Below are 22117 nucleotides of genomic sequence, written 5' to 3' on the forward strand. Positions count from 1 at the left end.
TTTGAAGGTAAAAATACAGCTATGAAACCGTTTCAACGTGACTTTATTGAATTTGCGCTGTCGCGCCAGGTACTGAAGTTTGGCAGCTTTACGCTAAAATCCGGCCGTACCAGCCCGTATTTTTTCAACGCCGGTTTGTTTAATACCGGTAGTGATTTAGCCAAATTAGGCCGCTTTTATGCCGCCGCGCTTAACGATGCAGGCGTAGAGTTTGATGTGCTGTTTGGCCCGGCGTATAAAGGTATCCCTATCGCCACAACTACAGCTGTGGCACTGGCGGATCATTATAACCGCGACGTGCCGTACTGCTTTAACCGTAAAGAAGCCAAAACCCACGGCGAGGGCGGTAACTTAGTGGGCTCGCCACTAAAAGGCCGCATTATGCTGGTGGATGATGTGATCACCGCTGGTACGGCTATTCGCGAGTCGATGACATTGATCCAGGCGCAGGGTGCTGAACTTACCGGCGTGCTGATTGCGCTGGACAGGCAAGAGCGGGGCCAGGGCGAGTTATCAGCTATTCAGGAAGTCGAGCGCGATTTTAATACTAAGGTTATTTCGATTATCAGCTTGCCGGATTTAATCAGCTACTTAGCCGATAAGCCGGAAATGGCACAGCATCTGGACGCCGTGAAAGCGTACCGTGCGCAATATGGTGTGAAGTAGATAAAAACAGGACAGCAGTATGCTAAAGCCAAATGGCACCGGAGTTGGTCGTATTATTAAAGCGGCAAAGTGTTCGATGCAGGGCTTTGCTGCCAGCTGGAAGTTTGAATCGGCTTTTCGCCAGGAAACTGTACTGGCGCTGCTATCGGTGCCGGTTGCAGCCTGGCTGGCGACTTCTGTCAGCCAGTTTGCTTTGCTGGTCAGTGTCTGGTGTTTAGTGCTGGTGGTTGAACTGCTGAACTCTGCCATTGAGTCACTGACCGACAGGGTAAGCCTGGAGCGGCACGAACTGTCTGGCCGGGCAAAAGATATGGGCTCGGCAGCGGTGTTTGTCAGCTTGGTAATTGTTGCGCTGGTATGGGGCGCAGCGATATATGAGCGTTTCTTTTAAGCTAGTGAAATAAGCCGGACCTTATTAAGGAAGGGATTAGGTGTGCTTTCGCAGCAGCGGCATGGATGCCGCGCAGGCTGAGAGGGCACAGGGATGTGATCCTTGAAGCCGGCGCAGAAAGCATTTCCTAATCCCTGACGTTATCTCCTAACCTGCAATACCGTTCAGACAAACAGTGCCTGTTGCAGTGCAGCCCACTGATGTGCCCAGTACTGGGTTGGCAAACGGGTAAAGCCGGAGCGGACAAACTGGCTCAGCTTACCTTCCACCGTGGCCAGCAGCATATTGGCCAGCTCGCCTTCGTCGATGGTAAAGCCTTTGCCTTCACGTAGTTTACGTTCGCGCAGACACTGCTTCAGCTGGGTTTCCAGCTTTTCAAACAGCTGGGCAACACGCTCCTGCAAACGCTCTTGTTCGCCCTGTAAGGCGTCGCCGGTTAAAATACGGCAAATGCCCGGGTTGCGTTCGGCAAACACCAACAGCAATTGCAAAATCAGTTCAGTGCGGCTGGCCGTGGCTTTGTGCTCGTCCAGAATCACATTGATGCGTGATAACAGTGTATTTTCAATAAACTCTATTAAGCCTTCGAACATCCGTGCTTTGCTGGGAAAGTGGCGATAAAGCGCGGCTTCCGATACGCCAACTTTTTCCGCCAGCGCGGCAGTGGTGATACGTTGGCCGTTGTTGCTTTGCAGCATAGCTGCCAGCGCCTGCAGGATATCTTCCTTGCGATTGGTACTGCGGGGGGCCGGCATCTTAGGCTTTACCTGATGAACCAAAACCACCTTCACCGCGTTCAGTTTGCTCAAAACTGTCAACGATATTAAATTCAGCCTGCACCACCGGCATAAATACCAGTTGTGCAATACGATCGCCCGGCTCAATGGTAAAGCTGTCCGAGCCGCGGTTCCACATCGATACCATTAGCGGGCCCTGATAGTCAGAGTCAATTAAACCCACCAGATTACCCAGAACTATGCCGTGTTTATGGCCAAGGCCAGAACGGGGCAAAATAGTGGCGCACAGGTTAGCGTCACCGATAAAAATGGATAACCCGGTTGGGATCAGCACTGTTTGGCCCGGCGCCAGCACCAGCGTGTTATCCAGGCAGGCGCGCAGGTCTAAACCTGCCGAACCGGGGGTGGCATATGCGGGTAATGGGAATTCAGTGCCAATACGTGGGTCAAGAATTTTCAAATCAATAGCTTTTTTCATTTACGGCTAAACTCTTATTACTTATTAATTTTCTGAAGAAAAACGGGCCAGGATCTGCTGCACAATGGCATTTGCTAACTGCTCTTTGGGTTGGGCGGCTAACGCCTGCTCACCATCTTGCCACAGCAGCGTGACGGCATTGTGATCGCTGTTAAAGCCGACATCACTTTTAGATACATCGTTGGCGCAAATCATATCCAGCTTTTTGCGTGCCAGTTTATCTTTGGCGTACTGCAGCACATGTTGGGTTTCAGCAGCGAAACCTACGGTAAAGGGGCGCTTGTGGCTTAGCGCTGCGACACTGGCAATGATATCGGGGTTTTGCACCAGCTTTAACTCAAGTGCACTGTCGCCTTGCTTCTTCATTTTTTCATTGGCAACTTCTGCCACCCGGTAATCAGCGACGGCAGCACAACCAATGAAAATATCGCTGTTTACGGCCTGCGCCATAGCTGCTTCATACATTTGCTGTGCACTGGTCACATCAAGCCGTTTTACGCCGGCTGGCGTGGCAAGCTGTACCGGGCCGCTGATCAGTGTTACCTCGGCACCCATCGCCGCGGCGGCTTTTGCCAGGGCAAAGCCCATTTTCCCGGAGCTGTGATTAGAAATATAACGAACCGGATCAATAGCTTCGCGGGTTGGGCCAGCAGTAATTGTAATTTTAATGTTATTAAGTTTTTGTTCAGCTAAAAAATGTTCTTCTACTGCACTGACGAGCTGCAGCGGTTCAAGCATACGGCCTGCACCCACATCGCCGCAGGCTTGCTCACCGGCGCCTGGGCCATAAATGTAAAAATTATATGATTTTAGTGTGGCTAAATTTTTCTGGGTGGCTATGTTTTTATACATCTGCTGATTCATTGCCGGGGCCACAGCAACCGGTGCAGCAGTGGCCAGAATGCAGGTGGTCAGTAGATCGTTAGCCAGACCGTGTGCCAGTCGCGCAATAACATCGGCGCTGGCAGGGGCTATCAATACCATGTCGGCCCATTTAGCCAGTTCAATATGGCCCATGGCGGCTTCTGCGGCCGGGTCGAGCAGGCTGGTGCTAACCGGGTTTGCCGATAATGCCTGCAGCGTTAACGGCGTAATAAAGTGCTGGGCGGCGTCGGTCAGTATTACCCTGACATCGGCACCGCGCTCTTTTAGGCGGCGCACCAGATCAGCACTTTTATAAGCGGCAATACCGCCGCTGATACCAAGTAAAATGCGTTTTTGCGCAAGAGTTTGCTGCATAACAAAGCCGCCGGAACTGGAAAAATCTGGCGTTAAGATAGCATGGAAACATAAATTCAGCATCAATTCAGGGAGTGATTGCATGAGTATTCGCCATTGGCCTGCCGCCGAGCGGCCGCGGGAAAAACTGCTGGACAGGGGCGCTATAGCGTTATCTGACGCTGAGCTGCTGGCAATATTTCTGCGTACCGGTATCGCCGGCACCGATGCCGTGACATTAGCGCGCCAGCTACTGGATCAATTTGGCTCACTCAAACGGTTACTGGGAGCCAGTCAGGCTGACTTTTGTTCGGCCAAGGGTTTGGGCCAGGCCAAGTTTGTACAGCTGCAAGCGGTAATGGAGCTGAGTAAGCGCTATTTGCAGCAGCAAATGCAGCGCGAAACCATTTTTACTGAACCTGCCACGGTTAAACGTTATCTGCAGCATGCAATAAGTGCAGAGCAGCGGGAAGTCTTTCTGTTGCTGTACTTAGACAGCCAACACCGCCTTATTAAAGCTGAACCCTTATTTGCCGGCACAATAGATGCGAGTCCAGTGTATCCGCGTATTGTAGTTCAGCAGGCATTAGCGCATAATGCAGCCGCTGTTATTCTGGCACACAATCATCCATCAGGCGTTGCCGAGCCCAGCCGGGCTGACCGGGCAATTACTGAACGCTTAGTTCAGGCCTTAATGTTGGTTGATATCAAAGTATTAGATCATTTTATTGTTGGCGATGCCGATGTGATCTCCTTTGCTGAACGTGGCTGGCTGTGAAGATCGGGACTGGATCCCGCTCGGATCCTTGTGCGCGAAAAAAGATTTAGCTTGAATAGCGGCCTTAATTCGTGTATAAATTGCGCCCTCTTGTTTTGGGGCAACCTTCTTGGCCGGAAGGGTGATGACAGCTCGAGCTGATGTAATTTTGGAGAACTATTGACATGTCTAGAGTGTGCCAAGTAACTGGCAAAGGTCCGATGGTGGGTAACCGTCGTTCACACGCCAACAATGCTACTAAGCGCCGTTTCCTGCCTAACCTGCAAACTCACCGTTTCTGGGTTGAAAGCGAAAACCGTTTTGTTACATTACGTACTTCTACCCGTGGTATGCGCATCATCGATAAGAAAGGTATCGATGCGGTATTAGCCGAAGTGCGTGCTAACGGTCACAAGGTGTAAGGAAATAAAAAATGCGCGATAAAATCCGTTTAGTTTCTTCTGCTGGTACCGGTTTCTTCTATACAACTACGAAGAACAAGCGCACCATGCCAGAAAAAATGGAAATCAAAAAGTTCGATCCTAAAGTGCGCAAGCACGTGATTTTCAAAGAAGCGAAAATCAAGTAATCGAACACAGAAACCCGGCCAACGCCGGGTTTTTGCTTTTTAGGCCCCGCCTCGGCTACTATGCCTCTGTTGTTTAATCACGTTTGGCCCCGCGCATGCTTAAACTGTCCCGCCGCAACTGGAACAATGTGCTTATTTTCGCTGTTCTGGTGCTGATGTTTGTACTCTATGGTATTCCGCAGCGCCTGCAGCAACTATCTGCCGATGAGCATCGTTTGGTACCGGAAGATAGTCAGTTATTAATGGTGGCGCTGGGTGAGTTGCGGCTTATTCAGGCAGGCAGTGTATGGCGTTTACAGCCGGCAGCTGATAAAGCGGTAGATGCCGCCAAGCTGGCAATGGCCTGGCAGCATACGATCTTAACACCGGTTGACGTTGAGCATGACAGCAAAAGCCATGTTCCCGTTGCCCAGGCCAGTGTGCAGCTGGCAGGGCAAACAGCGCCGCTCATCTGGTTGTTATATCCCTCCGCTGAACCTGGGCAATATCTGCTACAACAGGCTGGGCAGAGTCAGTTTTATCTGTTAACTGCTGCACAGGCAGCTCAGTTGTTTTTAATCGATAGTGCGGAGTAACAGTGCCGGAATTACCAGAAGTTGAAGTCTCCCGTCAGGGTATTAGCCCGTATCTTGATAATCAGCGCTTAGTTAAGGTTGTTGCCCGTCAACGTCAGCTGCGCTGGTGGGTGCCGGATGAGGTCATAGCGCAGCTTGAACAGCCGATCTTGTCGGTCACGCGCCGCGCCAAGTACCTGTTAATTCAATTACCCGCGGGCGATATTATTTTGCATCTGGGCATGTCCGGGCATCTAAAAGTGGTGCCAGCTGATACGCCGGCGACGAAACATGACCATATCGATCTGTTGTTAAGCAGTGGCAAAGTGTTGCGGCTGAACGACACCCGCCGCTTTGGCGCTGTGCTGTGGCAAGCCAAAGGTGAAGTTCACCCGTTGCTGGCCAGCCTGGGCCCTGAACCGCTGAGCGACAGGTTTAACCTTACGCATTTACAGGCTGCTTTTGCCAAACGTAACAGTGCAGTAAAACTGGTGCTGATGGACAACCATGTGGTTGTGGGGGTGGGGAATATCTATGCCAACGAAGCGCTGTTTAAAGCCGGTATTTTACCAACGAAACCGGCTAAGCAGGTGACTGACGCTCAGCTTGCGAGGCTGTTGCCGGTAATAAAAGAGACACTGGCCGCTGCGATTAAGCAGGGTGGTACGACACTGAGAGATTTTAGCCAGGCAGATGGTAAGCCCGGCTATTTCGCTCAGCAGCTGCTGGTATATGGGCGTGGTGGCCAGCCTTGTACCAGTTGCGGTAAAGACCTGACAGAAATCCGCCTCGGGCAGCGCAGCACGGTATTCTGCGCCAGCTGCCAGCAATAGCTCAGAAACTCTTGGTGGCGGTAACCCGGAATTCAACAGAATTCAGATTATCGTTGTCAGTGAGGGCTTTGGTAATATCCATATGGATCATTGTGCCGCGGCTGGAGTGATTCGACAGCAAACGCACACCGCCGCCTATACCAACCAGGGTGCCGCCGGATGACGTATTGGCATCCTGCTCATCGGTTTGCCAGATTTTACCCGCATCCAAATAGCCGGCAAAAGCGACATCCAACAGCTGCCACAGTGACCAGTCGGTATAGCGGCGGTATTCTGCCGTGACAACGGTACGGGATTCGCCACTACGAAAGTATTCCGGGTAGGCACGAAGCTGATCGTCGCCGCCGATATACAGCGGCTCATCTCGAAACAGGTTTTCGCCTTTATCCAGTGCCAGTTTACCGACTAAGCTGCTGTAATCGCTAAGTTGTTTCACCAGTTGCCAATGGGTACTGAATAAATACTGCGTTTGCTCAAATTCGCGTTGCGTCCAGCTGACGTCAGATAGCAACCACAGATCATCTGCCAGTTGCCAGTTTTTTGCGGCGCTAAGCTGCCAGAATATCGCATTGACATCAGCACCAAGTGCTTTGCTGTGCTGTCCGAGCCGGGCATTGAGCTGCCAGCCAAAGTTAAAATCTTCTGTGCGGTTAAATGACTGGATATTAAATAGTTTTTTATAATCTGCCTGAATAAACTCGTACTCCAGCCAGTAACCGGTTAAATTGCGGTCTTGCGGCGCGCCAAATAACGTCTCACTGGTTTCATAGAACTTAAAGTTATCCAGCTCGAATGCTGCTTTTAGGCGGTGAATATTATTGCCGCTGATATTCAGCTTATAACCAAACTCGGCTTTGGCGTGATTATGCTGGCGCTGGTAGCGGTTATATTCATCACCGGCATCGTATTCGATAACATCTTCCGATACCCGGTTTATTTCAAAGCCCAATGCCCAAGGGGATGCTAAACGGTAAAATGGCCTTTGCACACTCAATTGATAGTTATTGCCGTCACTGTTTTTACTGTAGCCCAAGGCACTGTTCCAAAAGCTACCAAACATATTCGGCGAGAAGAACATAAAACCCAGGCCGGTGCGTTCACTTTCGTGTTTATATTCCAGGCTCAGGCGGTTACCGGTGCCAAGCAGGTTATCTTCTTCAAAACCGATAGCACTTTTACTGCGCCCGCCCTCGCTGGAAAAGTCCAGCGTGGGCAGTAACGACCAGTTATCCCAGGTGGCAACATTAACAATAACGCTGTTGCTGTCAGCGCAATAATGGCTGATGCGTACCTCAGCTTCGCGCAGGTAGCGCCGGCTGCGAAGTAAACGTTCTGTTTCAGCTAAATCGTCCAGATGCAGCTTATCGCCTGCCTGAAACAGCAAATCATCTGCCAGCACAGACTCGCGGGTAACGGTATGGGTGTAGTTAGCGAACTCATGCAACCAGAAAGAATCTTTGTCGGTCAGGTCAAATACATTATTGGGGCTGTAAGTGACGCTATGTATGGTGACGTCAGACTCGTTGACCAGAAACTGATTATCGGCAACAGCCTGACACTCTGCGCGGACATATCCGGCAGAGAGCAGCAGTAGGGCTGAGCTGACAGCTAATTTCATAAGTCACTCCATTGCAGGCATCAGTCGAGTGTAGTTTACTAACCTTAAGGTAACATTAACCTTGTTAGGCGTCAGATATTTAGCTTACGTTTTATCGGCTGCTTTATCGTTTTCCTGAGGTTGCGTTTTGTCATCTGTGGCGTGGTTCAGATACACCACACGCTGAGGAAAGGGGATTTCTATGCCGGCTTTGTCAAACGCCAGTTTTACTTCTTCCTGCAGGCTGTTGCGTAAATCACGGAAGTTCTCCCGTTTACTCCAGACCGAAAATTGGATATTCAGTGCAGAATCACCAAAACCAAGAAATAAGAACATCGGGTTGGGTTCGTCCAGGCACAACGGGTTTTTATCAGCGACATCCATTAGCACCTGGCGCACAACAGCGATTTGCTCTTTATAGGCAACACCTAATAGCAGATCAAAACGCCTGATTGGAAAGCGTGTCAGGTTTGTTACCTCGCTTTTAATCAGGGTTTCGTTTGGAATACGTACAAACAGGTTATCAAAGGTGCGCAGTTTTACCGACAATAAATCAATCGACAGCACTTCACCTGTGGTATTGCCTACCTTTATCGTATCGCCAAGTTTAAACGGCTGCTCACCAATCAGAAATAAACCACTGATAAGGTTTGACGCCGAGGTTTGTGATGCAAAGCCCAGCGCGACCGACAATACACCGGCCGCACCCAGTAGTACGCTTAGCGAAAAGCCAAGCTGCTTCAGAGCCGATGCGACAAACAACGCAACAATCAGCCAGTACAGCAGCCGTTTAAATAATACGATATGGTGCTGGGAGAAGTTTTTACTGAAAAACCGGCTGACGGCGCGTGAAGCCATACTGGCACAGATAAAACCGGCCAGCAGCAAAACAGAAGCTTTGATGATGTGGCCAATTTGTTCGCTTTGCCACCAATGTAAAAATGATTCTGTCATAAAGTCCCCGGATTAATCAGTGAATATATCGGTAAACGCGCGCACCAGACTGTGTTTTTCCGGTTTTTGTATCGGTTCTGACAGCAGTGTGGCGCCAATGGCTTCAGACGCTGATAACTTACCGGTGCGAAAATGCGCCAATGCCTGTAAACCTTCGTGGCTCAGCGTTACCGGGTCGGTCCATAAGCTGCCGTCAGGCAAGGCATACAATGCCAGAAAGGGTACCGGTATGCTGAGCTTATCTATCGACAGCATCTGAGTTGAATGGTTATGCACCGTAACAGGCGTGACCGCCCGGTGTGGCCGCACAGATAGTTCTGTTTTGGCGTGGCGGGCGTGGGTTTTATCGGCATAACATAGTTCCCCAATCTGAGTTGAAGGGCCAAACCAGGTGTCGGACAAACGCTGCACGGCTATATTCTGCAACAGTAAATCCGGGCCCTTCAGCATTACACTTAACGTAACCGGCGAGCTGATATACAAGGTGGTTTGCTCATTGGGTGGCAGGTTAACCGGCTGCAGTGTTTTGACCACAACCGGTCTGTCCATCAGGCGGGGTAGCAACTGATAGCCCGCCTGACTTTGATTTATCAGGTAGCGTTGGCTGGTCAGATGTACGGGGATCATGCTAACTTCAGCATGACACGGTACCTGTAACACCTCTTCTGTACTATATTCATGGGCCAGCAACCATTGCTGGCTCTGACGCTGTAAATAAATATTCAGTGGGCCCAGCCGGTAGTGGCGGCAGGCATTGATGGCAAGTTCTTGGGGTTGCCACCAGGCGCACCGCTCGTTCTGCTTGTTTGGCATTTGATCACACCTTTCATGCTTGATGGCGCTATCTTAGCAAGAAGCATCGTCTGTACCCAAGGTGATATTCAGTTGAGATTCACAGCAAGGCTTTATAAAATAGCGCCAATTTTTGCTTATTCAGCAATACGTTAATTTACAACTGCGGAGGGTGACACTGCTATGGAATTACCAGCACTAATCGCCACACTTCGCAATGCTCTGGAATCAGGCACTGTTGTGCAGTTGCGTGAGCAACTGGATGATGTGCACCCAGCTGACTTAGCCAGCGCGCTGGTGGAGTTTGCGCCAAACGATTTATGGACCTTACTGACAGTTCTGCCGCGCGCTGAGCAGGCAGAAGTGTTTGGCTATCTGCCCGCAGAAGAGCAGGTTAGCTTATCTATCAGCATCAGCCGGCGTAAGCTGGCACCCATCATCCGCCAGATGTCGTCAGATGAACGTGCCGATTTATTTAACCGCTTAAGTGACGAGCAGCGTGAAACGTTGTTACCGGCGCTGGCGCAGGCAGAACGCGAAGACCTGTTGCGGCTGACATCGCATGAAGAAGGTACCGCAGGTGCCATCATGACATCTGACTATGCCATTTTGGCGCAGGATCTGACGGTGGCCCAGGCACTGGATTCGCTTCGCCGTGAGGCGCCGGATAAAGAAACCATTTACTCGGCTTATGTAGTCGATGCAGCCCGTCAGCTGATTGGCGTAGTGTCGTTGCGCGATCTTATTCTGGCACCGGTCACAATGCCGATAGATGAGCTGGTTAACCATGATCCTATCTATGCCAGTGTCGATATGCCGCAGGAGGAAGTCGCGGCACTGATCGCTAAATATGACTTACTGGCGCTGCCCATTATTAACAGTGAAAACCAGATGGTTGGCATTGTAACTTATGATGATGCGATGGATGTCGCAGCAGAAGAAGCGACAGAGGATTTTCACAAAACGGCCACTATCGGTAAGTTGGAAAGCAGTGTTAAAGATGCCGGTATTTTCCTGCTATACCGTAAAAGGGTGCTGTGGCTGGTGATCCTGGTGTTTGGCAATATTTTCTCTGGTGCCGGCATTGCGTATTTTGAAGGTACTATAGCAACACACGTTGCCTTGCTGTTTTTCTTACCGCTACTGATTGGCAGCAGCGGTAATGCCGGCGCTCAGTCAGGTACGCTGATGGTACGGGCGCTGGCAACAGGCGACATTAAATTACGTGATTGGGGCTACTTGCTGGGTAAGGAGTGTCTGGTCGCAGGCCTGCTTGGCTTTACCATGGCGGCGGCGGTAGTTGGCCTTGGCTGGTGGCGTGGCGGCTATGATATTGCCATGGTGGTGGCGATGACCATGATGCTAGTGGTGCTGGCCGGCAGTTTAATTGGCTTGTCGCTACCGTTTTTGCTAAGCCGCTTTAACCTCGACCCGGCAACCGCCAGTGGCCCGCTGATTACCTCTATTGCCGACGTCGCCGGCGTGGTGCTGTATTTCTCCATCGCGACCTGGTATTTGGGTTTGTAACCGTTAGCTGTATGTCTGAAGCAAGGCCGGCAGTTTGTGTTCCGGCACTGCGGGCGACCAGTAATATCCCTGGCCTTCATCGCAGCCCAGCCGGGTCAGTAACTGCGCTGTTGCTTCATTTTCTATACCTTCGGCGACCGTTTTTAGCCCCAGCCCTTTGGCCATATTAATGATGGCCTGTACCAGCGGTTCATCGCGTGATGATACGCCAAGCGACGTGATAAAAGATCGGTCGATTTTCAGCGTAGTGGCATTAAAACTGCGCAGATAGCCCAGGTTAGAGTAGCCGGTGCCAAAATCATCAATAGCGAAAGTTACGCCCAGCTTGCTTAAGTTGTTGAGCTGCTTTTGCACCAGTTCGGTATCACTTATCAGTAATGACTCTGTCAGTTCCAGCTCTAACGCACTGGCTGGTAAACGGGCATCCAATAAGGCGTGCTGAATGGTCAGTTCCAGCTGCTCGTTTTTAAACTGTACATAAGATAAATTTACCGCGACCCGCAGTTGACCAAAGCCTTGCCTGCGTAAACGGGCGCAAGCCAGGCAGGCTTCGGCCAGCACCCAGTTACCCAATTCGCCGATGAGACCACACTGCTCCGCCAGTGGAATAAACTCTGCCGGGCTGATGAAACTGCCATCCTGCTGTGGCCAGCGTAGCAGAGCTTCAACCGAAATGATCTGTTGGCTGCGCAGGTCAACCTGCGGCTGATAGTACAAAACAAAAGCGCGTTGTCTGATGGCCTGACGTAAGTGCTGCTGCAGGTTAAATTTATCGGCGTTATCCTGATCCAGCTTGTCGTCGTACTGGCGCACGGTATTACGGCCATCCTCTTTTGCCTTATACATGGCTAAATCGGCCTTACGGCACAGTACGTTAAATTCATTGCCATCCGCCGGAGCCAGTGAAATGCCGATAGAGCCGGAAACGGTAACGCTGGTCTGCATAATATTGAAAGGTTTGGCAACTTCGGTTATCAGCTGTAACGCCAGCGTATTCAATGCGGTACTATCGGCAGCACAGGGCACCAGAAATAAAAACTCATCGCCGCCAAAGCGGATAACCTGCTGATCGGCGCTGAGCGCGTTTTTCAGTCGGGTTGCCAGTTCGCGCAGCAGAACATCACCGGCAGAGTGGCCTAATGAATCGTTTACCGGTTTAAAGTTATCCAAATCCAGAAACAATACTGCCAGCTGGCGCTGCTGTTGCAGGCAATAGCTCAGCGTCTGGTGATACAGCTGTTCACCTAATATCCTGTTAGGCAAACCGGTTAACGGGTCATGGTGGGCCAAACGTTCTATTTCACGCCGGTTGATCCGTACTTTAGCGTTTTCCAGCTGCAACGAATGCATCAGCTGGCGCATGTCTCTTACCATCAGAAACACACTGAAACCTGTTACCAGCATAATCACAGCGACAAACACCAGGTGCTGCCAACCCAGAGCCGGAATGAAGGGGTGCAGATAACCACTTAAGGTAAGCCAGGTTAAAAAAGTACAATACAGCATGACAAACAGCAGCAGCGAATAAAACAAACCAACGCTGCCCAGGATAGCGGCGTAAACCAATAAGCCGGGGTACCCTAAAAGAGCAAGGTCACGTAAGCCGCCCGAGGTATAAGCCAAAGCCGACAGCATTAACGCCATAGACCATAACAATATATAGGCGGATACCAAGGCTTGTTGCTTCAGCGCAAAACCGCCGGCGACAAGCAAAGCGATACAGCCTGACAGAATGAGTAATTGGGTTGCGCCTGATGACACCACCACTGCCAGTATCAGCCCCAGCAACGTGAAACCGATGATTTGCAGCAACCGGCGAATACGAAAATAACTGAACTGCCTTTGAAAATCGGCGCTATCTGTTATCGCATCGGTATACGTTATGGCTGAGAAGTTGTCTGGCATACTGCGTTGACGCCACGTTATTTTAGCTATGTCTGATTAACTGTAGCGCCGAATAGTAAAAAAACCAGCTAGCCGGTCAATGCCGGTTCAATGTGGACAACCAGTTCGATATTGAGCTGTTTGGCTGCCAGCTCTGCATCATCCGCCAGCTGATGTGCCTGCTGCACGCTCCAGCTGCCGGGAACCAGCATATCAACCTGGGCAAAACGCAGTGTGGCGGCGGCACGTGTACGCAGGTTAACAAACTGTACGTTGGCACTGGCAAATACCTGCAGGCTTTGTTCAAGTTGTTGTATGGTCTCATCAGGCAGCGCTTTATCCATCAGGCCATTGACGGCGCGATATAAGATACCGCCGCCTTCATACAAAATATGCAGTGCGACGGCAATCGCGACCAGCGGATCAAGCCAATGCATGTCTGTCATGGCTGCGAGGGCTACACCAACCACCACGCCAGCAGTTGTCCAGACATCTGTCAACAGGTGCTTGCCATCGCCTTCAAGTGCAGGAGAATGGTGCTGCTTGCCGCCTTGCAATAGTAGCAATGCAATACCCAGGTTAATCAGGCTGGCCAGAACGGTAAGCGCTGTACCAAGCCCTAGTGTGGCGAGGGGCTGAGGGTTAATCAGGCGCTCTGCGGCGGTAAACAAAATGGCCACTGCCGCCAGAAAAATCATGCCGCCTTCAAATGCAGCCGATAAATACTCGGCTTTGCTGTGGCCATAAGGGTGGCTGTCATCCGCTGGCCGGCGCGCTATGCTGACCATCAGCAGGGCAAAACCGGCACCGGCCACATTCACCAATGACTCAATGGCGTCTGATAAAAAGCCGACCGAGCCGGTTAAATACCATGCCAGCGTTTTCAATGCCATAGTGGCAAAAGCAGCCAGCAGAGACAATAACAGTAATTGACGCGGTTGCAGGCTAAACATAATGATATTCCAGAGTGTTATCAGCGGCTTATTGCAGTGTAGAGCAGGTGAAGAACAAAGTCATGCCTGGTGTTTGCTCAGCCTGGCAGAAACGAGCACTGTGGCTGCCAGCAGGGCAGAAGAGACCCATAAGCAGGCCGTGAGACCATAAGCCTGGTACAGCCAACCGGATAGCAAAGTTCCCAGTAAGCGGCCCATGGCATTTGCCATGTAATAAAAACCGACGTCCAGTGAAACGCCATCATTAGTGGCGTAGCGGATAATCAGGTAGCTGTGCAAAGACGAGTTAACCGCAAACACAGCGCCAAACAGCAGCAAGCCGCCAATAAGCGCAGCCTCACTGTGCCACTGCAGCCATAAAGCCAGTGCAATCAGTGCCGGTATCACGCTAAGCAATATTGCCCAACGCATTAAGCTGTGCCCGTCCGGCAATGTAGCAGATGGGCCTGACCTTGTCAGAGCCGGTGTGACGCTTTGCACCGCGCCATAGCCAATAACCCAAAGTGCCAGAAAACTGCCCACTGCCCAGTGGCTCCAGCCAAACTGGCTGGCCAGCGTTAGCGGCAAGGCAATCACAAACCAGACATCACGGGCGCCAAAAAGCAGCATACGCGCAGCCGAAAGTAGGTTAATTGCCCTGCTTTTTGACAGCAGCTCAGTAAATTTAGGTTTGGTTTTGCTTTTACCCAAATCGGCTTTAAGCTGCGATACGCTTAATAACCAGACTAAGCTAAGCATCAGTAACATAAGCAGAACTGCTGTGTTAAAACCATATAAACTCAGCAGTAAACCACCGACAAAAAAGCCTACCCCTTTCAGGGCATTCTTTGAACCGGTAAGAACAGCGACCCATTTAAACAAGGTGTGTTGGGCGTTGTCTGCCACCAGCAGTTTGATACTGCTTTTAGCACTCATTTTATTTAAGTCTTTGGCGATGCCTGACAGCGCCTGGGCTGCCATGACCCACGGCACAACTAAGTACTGTGCTGGCAGCAATAGCATGCCAAGTGCCAGGATTTGCAGCAGCAGGCCAATATTCATGGTGTTATTCAGGCCGATGCGGGCACCGAGCCAGCCACCAACTAAATTGGTAATGACGCCAAAAATTTCATAAAACAAAAACAGCATGGCAATGGCCAATCCACTGTAACCCAGGCTGTAAAAGTGCAGCACCACCAGCATACGCAGGGCACCGTCTGTCAGGGTAAAAGCCCAGTAGTTGCCGGTGATCAGCAAGTACTGCTTTAATTGCGGGCTCAGGCTGTTAAACATGGCTTAGTGCTGATCCAGCAAGCCAACCATTCTGGCCAGCTCGGCGGTGCGGTTGGCGTAGCCCCATTCGTTGTCATACCAGGCATAAATTTTTACCTGGGTAGCGTTAACCACCATAGTCGATAGTGCGTCAATAACGCTGGAGCGCGGGTCGGTTTTATAATCCACCGACACCAGCGGCCGGGTTTCATAACCTAAGATGCCTTTTAAATCACTTTCTGCTGCTGCTTTTAGCAGGGCATTCACTTCATCACTGGTGGTTGCGCGTTCTACTTCGAAGACGCAGTCTGTTAACGAGGCATTCGCCAAGGGTACCCGCACCGCATGGCCATTTAACCGGCCCTTAAGCTCAGGAAAAATCTCGGTAATGGCGCTGGCTGAGCCGGTAGTGGTGGGGATCAGGCTGCTGCCACAAGCGCGGGCGCGGCGTAAGTCTTTATGCGGTGTGTCCAGAATGCTCTGAGTATTGGTTAAGTTATGGATGGTGGTTATGCTGCCGTGCCGAATACCCAGTTTTTCATGGATCACTTTAACCACCGGTGCCAGACAGTTCGTCGTGCAGCTGGCAGCGGTGACAATACGATGCTGCTGTTTGTTGTACAGCTGATGATTAACCCCCATCACTATATTGAGCACACCCGGCTCTTTTACCGGTGCACTGACCACAACCCGTTTCACGCCTTGTGCCAGATAAGCTTCTAACAACGCTGTGCTTTTCATTTTGCCTGAGGCTTCAATCACCACATCACAACCTGACCAGTCGGTATCGGCAATGGCGTTATTACTGCTAACTGCAACCGCTTTGCCATTGATCACGATGTTATTGCCCTCTGCCACAGCAGTGTGATGCCAGATACCGTGCACAGAGTCAAAATTAAGCAAATGGGCCAAGGTGGCGGCATCGGCTGCCGGGTCGTTAATCTGTACAAATTCTATGTCAGACCAGTCAAAGGCTGCCCGCAGTGCCAGCCTGCCAATACGGCCAAAGCCATTTATACCTAGTTTGATAGTCATATCTGTGTTCCTTAGCAACAGTTGGCGGCTGGGTAGTTCGCCAGACTGGCGATATTGTCGCGGATAAATTCCGGGTTATGTGCCAATGTTTGGCGCAGTACCGTTTCTGCCCACGCCGGCAAGGCAGGATGTAAGCGGTAAAATACCCACAGACCCTGCTTTCTGTCCTGCAGCAGGCCGGCGTGTTTTAACAATGCCAGATGGCGCGACACCTTGGGCTGTGGCTCATCCAGCGCCTGCACCAAGTCACAGACGCACAACTCAGGCAGTTGGCACAGCAGTAACACTGCTTTAAGGCGGGTACCATCGGCAATGGCTTTGTAAAGGGTTAGGGGCTGCATGGCAAAATCGTTATATCTGTTTTTTCGTATGTAATTTTGCGTGCAAAATATGACACTTTGATGACGGTTAGTCCAGAGATGGCAAAAGCCTGCCTGTCACACAAATATCATCTGTGGCTTTTACACTGCGCGCGTCAAAGCCTTGCAAAGTGGAGCCGTTATGTTGTCGAAGCTGAAAATCTCATCCCGGATATTGCTGCTGGGTGTTATTCCTCTGATTCTGGTAGCGCTGGTGCTGATGGCAGCATTTTTCAGTGTGCAACATAAAGACCGCTTGTTTAACCGGCTTTACAGTGATCATCTGGCCATTTTGTCTGATGTGATGGCGGTGCAGCAGATCCTGCAACAAAGTGCATTGCAGGACATCCGTAAATACCGCACCGGCTGGGCGTCTGCTGAAGCAACCGAGCATGCCATCAAAAGCCAGCTGGAGCAAGCCACACAGCAGTGGCAGAACTTTGTGCAAAGCCGGCCGGTGATGGCAGATACAGAGTATTACACCGCGCTGGATCAGGCGTTTGAAAAAGCGGTTAAGCACTATCAGGAGTGGATAAGTTACGCTGGCAGTGATGCACTGTTAGTACGTATTTTGAACGAATCTACTGTTAACAACGAAATTGAATTGCGTATTACCGCTTTTGCCAAGCTTGCCGAAGGGTTTATTCAGCAGCAATTGGCCGCTGGCGCTGTTGTGCGGGATGAAGCGGCACATTTTACTGCACAACTGGTGCAGGCTTACCTGCTTGCGGGCATTGCGCTGCTGCTTATGATTAGCCTTCTGGTTTGGCGGGTGCAACGCTCGGTGTGCCGGCCGCTGTGGGCACTGCGTGATATGTTAAAGCAGGTGCAACAAAGCTCGGATCTAAGCCTACGCGCCAATGATAGCGGTAGCGACGAAATTGCGCAGGCATCGCAGGCGCTTAACCATATGATCAGTCATTTCGAACAGCTTGTTGCCCGTTTGGGCAGCAGTGCTACTGCCCTTAGCGAACAGGCCGAATCGGTGTTTCAGAGCAGTGAAGATGTCAGTCAGGGCGCCGGCCGTCAGGCACAGCAAGCCGGACAACTGGCTGCTGCAGTGGAGCAAATGACGGCAACAGTACAGCAGGTCGCGGCTAATGCCAGAGAAGCAGCTTCAGCTGCCCAGCAGGCTGAGCAGCTGTGTAGCGCAGGCAGTGCAGTAGCAACCGGTAGTGCAGAGGGTATTACCGCACTGGCGCAGCAGCTTAATCATAGCGCTGCCGTTGTGAAGCAGTTGCAGCAGGAGTCTGGCCAGATTTCATCTGTGCTGGATGTCATCCGCAAAATCTCCGAACAAACTAATTTACTGGCGTTAAATGCCGCCATTGAAGCCGCCAGAGCCGGTGAAGCCGGCAGGGGCTTTTCTGTCGTCGCAGACGAAGTGCGCACGTTATCGGCCAATACCAAGCAGGCAACAGAGTCTATTCATGCGATGATTAGTAAGTTGCAGCAGCAGGCCAGCAATGCGATGGATGCGATGCAGGACGCTCACGGCCAGGCTGAAAGCAATGTACAACTGGCTCAGGACGCCGGCCAGCGGTTTGCCGAGCTTTCCGGTGTTGTTGAACACATTAGCAGCGCAAACACTCGAATCCACACAGCTACAGTCCAGCAACAAGCCGTGTCAGAAGATATTGGCGCCACCATACATCAGTTGAACGACGAGGTAAGCCAGTTAAGCAAAGAAGCTAGCCGTTCAGCCATTGCCAGTGAGCAATTAACCCAACTGGCTGGCCAACTAAATAAGGACTGGCAAATATTTTCTCATTAAAACAGCCGCTTTCGCGGCTGCGGCTTGATAAATTACTGGGTACTAAATTGTACCGACACAGTACTGAATTTCGCCCATTCGCCGGAAAGTCGTTCATTGATAGCCATGTTGCTGCGCTTTACTCTGCTCGATAGATATTGCTGATAGCTTTGATTGTCACCATCGCGGATAACAGACGCTTCGAATAGTACCGCTGCATTGTCATCAAATTTATCTTCTATGTCGTAGTCGGCAGGTACAATTTCATCAGGGTAAGTACCCTGCAGCGGACCAAAGAAGCTCTGACTGTAATATGTACCGTCGGTCAGCGTGGTTTGAGCATAAAGGTAAAAGGTATTAAACCCATTTATTGCACCAAGATTATAATTGGTGCTATCAGAAGTCAGGTTAGTAACAAGGAAATCCTGCAATGCAAGCTGTGCGGTATTGTCCGGCACTGTCACCGATACTTGCTCTGTAAGTGGTAACTTATAGCTGGCGCGTTGTGATTCGCGTAGCCATATACTTATGCCGTCCACATACTCTGTATTGTTGCGCGATGCATTTACGGCAATTAGCTCTGCACCGTCAAGCTCATCGTAGACATAGATATCAGAGTACGGAGACTGCACAGCTGAGCCGATCGAACCATTTTCTGTATAGTGAGTTTGTCGCAATGAAACATTAAGATCATTTAGCATTATCGGATAAGAAACCGCATCGTGTTCTAAACTCAGTGAAACTTGCTGGCTGATATCATAATTACGTGAGCTACCCGCAATCATATTGTATGGTTCTGAGCTTGCGGCAACTAATACCGGCCAATCTCCACCTGTAGCACGGCATAGGGTAACGCCAGAAAATAAAACTTCATTGTAAGAAAGTGAAGATTTACTTTCTATCTCACCATTGTAGCCGGTAAGTTGGACATACTGCTGGTTTAATGAGCCAACTGGTGACGATACCACTACGTCTGTTCTTTGGCATTCACAACCCTGCTGGGTAAAACCAGGCACCGAGAAAGTACCAAGATCTCCGGTCGGATGTTGAGCATAAGAAAGCACTCTTATGGCGCGGTCAGCACCTGTACCGCCGCTGCTTATTAAGCTGATGTTTACATTGGGTTTGGCCGGTATTGTCGCTGAAATTCTCCCGTCACTATCGGCTTTATGCCGGCTGGATATGCTCCAATCATTGTTGTGCACCAGCAACTCCGCACTTGAAGCGCTGATGCTAGTACCACACACCGTTTCTTGAATAATGTTTGCTGTCAGATTTACTGTGGCTCCACCATTATTCCCGCCAGAGCTACCAGTTTCAGCGTTACCTCCACCACCACAAGCCGCCAGCAATGACACAGATAAAAATACACCTAACTCTTTAGTTTTTTTCATGGTAATCCCTTATTTTTACTGCGCGGGATAGTACCTATTTTTCATAAAATTTAGAAGAGGGTAAGTCCGGCATAGTTTGTCCTGGAGTTATTTTGCTATTGCAGCGCAATGATAGGCAATGCATTGCATGTCGAAATAAAACGCTTTACACTTGCCGCGCAACCAAGGGGTGCTTTTGCTGAGATGCCTGTATAGGCAAACCCTTAGAACCTGATCCGGATTATACCGGCGGAGGGATGGTGCTAACTCCTCAGGCTGGTGTGATCTCTGAAGTTTGGAGATTCATACAACAATGCGTTTACTTCCGTCTTTACTGGCTGTTGCCGTTGGCAGCAGTTTTACTATCAAGGCCAATGAGGCCGAATCATCCGTTGAGCGTATCACCGTACAGGGTGATTTTCGCCAGCAATCGGTGCAGCAATTATCCGGCAGCATTGCCGTTGTCAGCGAGCAGGATGTCAAGCGCACATCTTCGCAGCATCTTGACGATTTACTCAATCAGTTTGCCAACGTTAATTTCACCGCCGGTGCTTCACGCGGGCGCTATATTCAGGTGCGCGGCATTGGCGAGCGCAGCGAATTTGTCGATACCATCAACCCGTCGGTCGGCATTCTGATTGACGGTATTGAATACTCGGGGTTAGGCATCAGTGGCATCAGTGATCTGGCGCAGCTTGAAGTTTTCCGGGGCCCGGAAGCAACCCGCTTTGGTGCCAACGCGCTGGCAGGTATGGTGAATCTGACCACTAAGGGGCCAACTGCAGCACCTGAAGGTAAATTCAGCGCCACGTTAGCCAATTATGACAGCCGCCAGCTGGCCGCCCAATTCAGTAACAGCCTGAATGAACAGGTAGGCTACAGCCTGGCGCTGGAGCAGCAGTACTCTGATGGTTTTATTGATAATGCTTACCTTAACCGCGATGACACCAACAACATCGATGAGTTTACCGGCCGTTTTAAGCTCAGGTATCAAGCGACGAATACGCTGGCACTGCAGCTGGTAACACATATTGTTGATCAGGATAACGGCTATGATGCGTTTTCGCTCGACCGTAACCGCACAACGTTATCGGATGAGCCGGGGCAGGATCAGATCCGCAGCAAAGCCGTGGCATTGCAGGCCGATTACAGCGGTTTGCCGTTTGCCACCGTGCTGGCGCAGTTAAGCTGGCTGACAGCAGACAGTGATTACGGTTTTGATGAAGACTGGAGCTACGTCGGTATTCACCCCGATGAATATTCAACCACAGACCGCTATTTGCGTAGCCGCGATCAACTGACACTGGATTACCGTTTTGTTTCCACGCCTGAGGGCAAACTTGGCAACAGCGACTGGACTGTCGGCTTGTATGCTGCCAATAAAAGTTTCGATTTAACCCGTCAGTTCTGGAACTGGGATTTGTGGCAGGCTGACCGCTTTGTCAGTGCGTTAAACCGTACCAATGCAGCCTTGTATGGTGAGCTGTCCACACCATTAAATGCTGGCTGGACCCTGGTCTCCGGCTTGCGGTTAGAGCGCTATGATGATGATTACAGCGATAGCAGCGCTAATGCCATTAAAAATCACGACACAATGTGGGGCGCTAAGCTGAGCCTGAATTACCAGGTAAATCAGCAGGCGCTGGTGTATGTGCTGGCATCGCGGGGTTATAAAGCCGGTGGCGTTAACGGCGATGCGTTGTCAAAAGCGGCCGACGGCAATTTAACCGAACTGCTAACCAAGGCCAGTTTTAAACCGGAAACCTTATACAACGCCGAATTTGGCGTGAAAGGTAGTGCGCTGGATCAGAGTATTACAGCACGGGTTGCGGCCTTTTACATGTGGCGGGACGATATGCAGGTTAAAGGCTGGCTGAACCCGGAGAGTGGCCCGCAGTTTGCCGGTTTTATTGATAACGCTGGCAGCGGCCGTAACTACGGGATCGAAATGGAAAACCGGCTGCAGCTGAACCCGCAGTTGGCCGTGTCATTGTCTGCCAGCTGGTTGAAAACTAAGCTGGGCAGCTACATTACGTTAGAGGGTGACGATTTCAGTGGCCGTGAACAGGCACAGGCACCACGTTTTCAGTACAGCCTGGCAGCAGACTGGTATATCACTGATGCATTGCTGTTTAACATCAGCCTGCAGGGTAAAGATGCATTTTATTACTCTGATGGCCACAACGCCCAATCAGAGCGCTACGAATTGCTGGGTGCCCGCCTGAGTTATCAGCTGAGCAACTGGGAGCTGGCGCTGTGGACGCGTAATGCGCTGGATCAGGATATTGGAGTACGGGGTTTTTACTTCGGTAATGATCCGCGCGATGGATACGAACCTCATGTGTATGAGCAATTCGCTGAGCCGCGCCGTTTTGGCGTGAGCGCCAGTTATCAATTCTGAACACAATACTGATGA

General features: G+C 50.8%; 22 protein-coding genes and 1 riboswitch. Of the genes, 10 read left to right on the plus strand and 12 right to left on the minus strand.

Going from position 1 to position 22117, the window contains the following annotated elements; all coding sequences use genetic code 11:
• Positions 1–21: 21 nt before the first annotated feature.
• On the plus strand, positions 22–666 hold the full coding sequence (pyrE, locus tag AC5SV9_RS13145) for an orotate phosphoribosyltransferase (protein WP_230818440.1): 645 nt from the start codon (positions 22–24) through the stop codon (positions 664–666).
• Between the two features lie 19 nt (positions 667–685).
• On the plus strand, positions 686–1057 hold the full coding sequence (locus tag AC5SV9_RS13150; RefSeq protein ID WP_134052513.1) for a diacylglycerol kinase: 372 nt from the start codon (positions 686–688) through the stop codon (positions 1055–1057).
• A 164-nt stretch (positions 1058–1221) separates the two neighbouring features.
• Here AC5SV9_RS13150 and slmA read toward each other — a convergent pair whose 3' ends face one another.
• Genes slmA through coaBC form a run of 3 tightly spaced genes read right to left on the minus strand, consistent with a single transcriptional unit; the run spans position 1222 to position 3511 of the window.
• Positions 1222–1812: a nucleoid occlusion factor SlmA gene (slmA, locus tag AC5SV9_RS13155; RefSeq protein WP_331924654.1), complete on the minus strand. Its 591-nt coding sequence runs from the start codon at positions 1810–1812 to the stop codon at positions 1222–1224.
• Position 1813: 1 nt separating this feature from the next.
• The gene (gene dut / locus AC5SV9_RS13160; protein WP_273024589.1) at positions 1814–2272 is read right to left on the minus strand and encodes a dUTP diphosphatase; all 459 of its coding nucleotides are present in this window, start codon (positions 2270–2272) and stop codon (positions 1814–1816) included.
• 24 nt (positions 2273–2296) lie between these two features.
• Positions 2297–3511 carry a bifunctional phosphopantothenoylcysteine decarboxylase/phosphopantothenate--cysteine ligase CoaBC gene (coaBC, locus tag AC5SV9_RS13165; protein ID WP_475150110.1) on the minus strand — a complete coding sequence of 405 codons (1215 nt, stop codon included), beginning with the start codon at positions 3509–3511 and terminating at the stop codon, positions 2297–2299.
• An 82-nt stretch (positions 3512–3593) separates the two neighbouring features.
• Here coaBC and radC point away from each other — a divergent pair, with 82 nt between their 5' ends.
• The 5 genes from radC (at position 3594) to mutM (ending at position 6223) form a co-directional block, all read left to right on the plus strand.
• A complete protein-coding gene (radC, locus tag AC5SV9_RS13170) occupies positions 3594–4268 on the plus strand; it encodes a RadC family protein (RefSeq protein ID WP_230818441.1) in 675 nt (224 codons plus the stop codon).
• A gap of 164 nt (positions 4269–4432) precedes the next feature.
• A complete protein-coding gene (rpmB, locus tag AC5SV9_RS13175) occupies positions 4433–4669 on the plus strand; it encodes a 50S ribosomal protein L28 (protein ID WP_040551802.1) in 237 nt (78 codons plus the stop codon).
• Positions 4670–4680: 11 nt separating this feature from the next.
• Positions 4681–4836 carry a 50S ribosomal protein L33 gene (gene rpmG / locus AC5SV9_RS13180; protein ID WP_008219722.1) on the plus strand — a complete coding sequence of 52 codons (156 nt, stop codon included), beginning with the start codon at positions 4681–4683 and terminating at the stop codon, positions 4834–4836.
• A 95-nt stretch (positions 4837–4931) separates the two neighbouring features.
• On the plus strand, positions 4932–5411 hold the full coding sequence (locus tag AC5SV9_RS13185) for a hypothetical protein (RefSeq protein WP_226766507.1): 480 nt from the start codon (positions 4932–4934) through the stop codon (positions 5409–5411).
• 2 nt (positions 5412–5413) lie between these two features.
• Complete coding sequence (mutM, locus tag AC5SV9_RS13190; RefSeq protein ID WP_134052503.1) at positions 5414–6223, plus strand: bifunctional DNA-formamidopyrimidine glycosylase/DNA-(apurinic or apyrimidinic site) lyase; 810 nt, start codon at positions 5414–5416, stop codon at positions 6221–6223.
• A gap of 1 nt (position 6224) precedes the next feature.
• On the opposite strand, the gene AC5SV9_RS13195 is transcribed toward mutM, so the two are convergent.
• The 3 genes from AC5SV9_RS13195 to AC5SV9_RS13205 all read right to left on the minus strand — a co-directional run bounded on the left by AC5SV9_RS13195 (position 6225) and on the right by AC5SV9_RS13205 (position 9587).
• Positions 6225–7841 carry a BamA/TamA family outer membrane protein gene (locus AC5SV9_RS13195; RefSeq protein ID WP_475149666.1) on the minus strand — a complete coding sequence of 539 codons (1617 nt, stop codon included), beginning with the start codon at positions 7839–7841 and terminating at the stop codon, positions 6225–6227.
• Between the two features lie 84 nt (positions 7842–7925).
• A complete protein-coding gene (locus tag AC5SV9_RS13200; RefSeq protein WP_134052499.1) occupies positions 7926–8774 on the minus strand; it encodes a mechanosensitive ion channel family protein in 849 nt (282 codons plus the stop codon).
• A 12-nt stretch (positions 8775–8786) separates the two neighbouring features.
• Positions 8787–9587, minus strand: coding sequence for a DUF432 domain-containing protein (locus tag AC5SV9_RS13205; protein WP_397471171.1), 801 nt, complete (start codon positions 9585–9587; stop codon positions 8787–8789).
• Between the two features lie 162 nt (positions 9588–9749).
• Between AC5SV9_RS13205 and mgtE the strand changes: the two genes are divergently transcribed.
• A complete protein-coding gene (mgtE, locus tag AC5SV9_RS13210; protein ID WP_134052495.1) occupies positions 9750–11093 on the plus strand; it encodes a magnesium transporter in 1344 nt (447 codons plus the stop codon).
• 3 nt (positions 11094–11096) lie between these two features.
• Here mgtE and AC5SV9_RS13215 read toward each other — a convergent pair whose 3' ends face one another.
• From AC5SV9_RS13215 to AC5SV9_RS13235, 5 genes are all read right to left on the minus strand, one after another.
• A complete protein-coding gene (locus tag AC5SV9_RS13215) occupies positions 11097–12998 on the minus strand; it encodes a putative bifunctional diguanylate cyclase/phosphodiesterase (protein WP_475149664.1) in 1902 nt (633 codons plus the stop codon).
• A 68-nt stretch (positions 12999–13066) separates the two neighbouring features.
• Positions 13067–13930 carry a cation diffusion facilitator family transporter gene (locus tag AC5SV9_RS13220; protein ID WP_475149661.1) on the minus strand — a complete coding sequence of 288 codons (864 nt, stop codon included), beginning with the start codon at positions 13928–13930 and terminating at the stop codon, positions 13067–13069.
• A gap of 60 nt (positions 13931–13990) precedes the next feature.
• Complete coding sequence (gene arsJ, locus AC5SV9_RS13225; RefSeq protein ID WP_475149660.1) at positions 13991–15202, minus strand: organoarsenical effux MFS transporter ArsJ; 1212 nt, start codon at positions 15200–15202, stop codon at positions 13991–13993.
• 3 nt (positions 15203–15205) lie between these two features.
• Entirely contained in the window at positions 15206–16216 is a 1011-nt protein-coding gene (locus AC5SV9_RS13230; protein WP_475149657.1) for an ArsJ-associated glyceraldehyde-3-phosphate dehydrogenase, read from the minus strand.
• 11 nt (positions 16217–16227) lie between these two features.
• Entirely contained in the window at positions 16228–16557 is a 330-nt protein-coding gene (locus tag AC5SV9_RS13235; protein WP_475149656.1) for a metalloregulator ArsR/SmtB family transcription factor, read from the minus strand.
• 160 nt (positions 16558–16717) lie between these two features.
• Between AC5SV9_RS13235 and AC5SV9_RS13240 the strand changes: the two genes are divergently transcribed.
• Positions 16718–18349, plus strand: coding sequence for a methyl-accepting chemotaxis protein (locus AC5SV9_RS13240; protein WP_475149654.1), 1632 nt, complete (start codon positions 16718–16720; stop codon positions 18347–18349).
• 32 nt (positions 18350–18381) lie between these two features.
• Here AC5SV9_RS13240 and AC5SV9_RS13245 read toward each other — a convergent pair whose 3' ends face one another.
• Positions 18382–19722: a hypothetical protein gene (locus tag AC5SV9_RS13245; RefSeq protein ID WP_475149653.1), complete on the minus strand. Its 1341-nt coding sequence runs from the start codon at positions 19720–19722 to the stop codon at positions 18382–18384.
• 155 nt (positions 19723–19877) lie between these two features.
• Positions 19878–19976: riboswitch (TPP riboswitch) on the plus strand.
• A 38-nt stretch (positions 19977–20014) separates the two neighbouring features.
• Between AC5SV9_RS13245 and AC5SV9_RS13250 the strand changes: the two genes are divergently transcribed.
• Positions 20015–22102: a TonB-dependent receptor gene (locus AC5SV9_RS13250; protein WP_475149651.1), complete on the plus strand. Its 2088-nt coding sequence runs from the start codon at positions 20015–20017 to the stop codon at positions 22100–22102.
• Positions 22103–22117 lie beyond the last annotated feature (15 nt).

The organism is Rheinheimera sp. ATLC3 (assembly GCF_059429535.1).

Bases quoted from the DNA above. Each gene is read 5' to 3' on its own strand.
- radC (WP_230818441.1), top strand. From the start codon at position 3,594: ATGAGTATTCGCCATTGGCCTGCCGCCGAGCGGCCGCGGGAAAAACTG.
- AC5SV9_RS13215 (WP_475149664.1), bottom strand. From the start codon at position 12,998: ATGCCAGACAACTTCTCAGCCATAACGTATACCGATGCGATAACAGAT.
- AC5SV9_RS13230 (WP_475149657.1), bottom strand. From the start codon at position 16,216: ATGACTATCAAACTAGGTATAAATGGCTTTGGCCGTATTGGCAGGCTG.
- arsJ (WP_475149660.1), bottom strand. From the start codon at position 15,202: ATGTTTAACAGCCTGAGCCCGCAATTAAAGCAGTACTTGCTGATCACC.
- AC5SV9_RS13250 (WP_475149651.1), top strand. From the start codon at position 20,015: ATGCGTTTACTTCCGTCTTTACTGGCTGTTGCCGTTGGCAGCAGTTTT.
- dut (WP_273024589.1), bottom strand. From the start codon at position 2,272: ATGAAAAAAGCTATTGATTTGAAAATTCTTGACCCACGTATTGGCACT.
- AC5SV9_RS13200 (WP_134052499.1), bottom strand. From the start codon at position 8,774: ATGACAGAATCATTTTTACATTGGTGGCAAAGCGAACAAATTGGCCAC.
- AC5SV9_RS13235 (WP_475149656.1), bottom strand. From the start codon at position 16,557: ATGCAGCCCCTAACCCTTTACAAAGCCATTGCCGATGGTACCCGCCTT.
- AC5SV9_RS13195 (WP_475149666.1), bottom strand. From the start codon at position 7,841: ATGAAATTAGCTGTCAGCTCAGCCCTACTGCTGCTCTCTGCCGGATAT.
- AC5SV9_RS13240 (WP_475149654.1), top strand. From the start codon at position 16,718: ATGTTGTCGAAGCTGAAAATCTCATCCCGGATATTGCTGCTGGGTGTT.
- AC5SV9_RS13150 (WP_134052513.1), top strand. From the start codon at position 686: ATGCTAAAGCCAAATGGCACCGGAGTTGGTCGTATTATTAAAGCGGCA.
- pyrE (WP_230818440.1), top strand. From the start codon at position 22: ATGAAACCGTTTCAACGTGACTTTATTGAATTTGCGCTGTCGCGCCAG.
- slmA (WP_331924654.1), bottom strand. From the start codon at position 1,812: ATGCCGGCCCCCCGCAGTACCAATCGCAAGGAAGATATCCTGCAGGCG.
- rpmG (WP_008219722.1), top strand. From the start codon at position 4,681: ATGCGCGATAAAATCCGTTTAGTTTCTTCTGCTGGTACCGGTTTCTTC.
- rpmB (WP_040551802.1), top strand. From the start codon at position 4,433: ATGTCTAGAGTGTGCCAAGTAACTGGCAAAGGTCCGATGGTGGGTAAC.
- coaBC (WP_475150110.1), bottom strand. From the start codon at position 3,511: ATGCAGCAAACTCTTGCGCAAAAACGCATTTTACTTGGTATCAGCGGC.
- AC5SV9_RS13185 (WP_226766507.1), top strand. From the start codon at position 4,932: ATGCTTAAACTGTCCCGCCGCAACTGGAACAATGTGCTTATTTTCGCT.
- AC5SV9_RS13220 (WP_475149661.1), bottom strand. From the start codon at position 13,930: ATGTTTAGCCTGCAACCGCGTCAATTACTGTTATTGTCTCTGCTGGCT.
- AC5SV9_RS13205 (WP_397471171.1), bottom strand. From the start codon at position 9,587: ATGCCAAACAAGCAGAACGAGCGGTGCGCCTGGTGGCAACCCCAAGAA.
- mgtE (WP_134052495.1), top strand. From the start codon at position 9,750: ATGGAATTACCAGCACTAATCGCCACACTTCGCAATGCTCTGGAATCA.
- AC5SV9_RS13245 (WP_475149653.1), bottom strand. From the start codon at position 19,722: ATGAAAAAAACTAAAGAGTTAGGTGTATTTTTATCTGTGTCATTGCTG.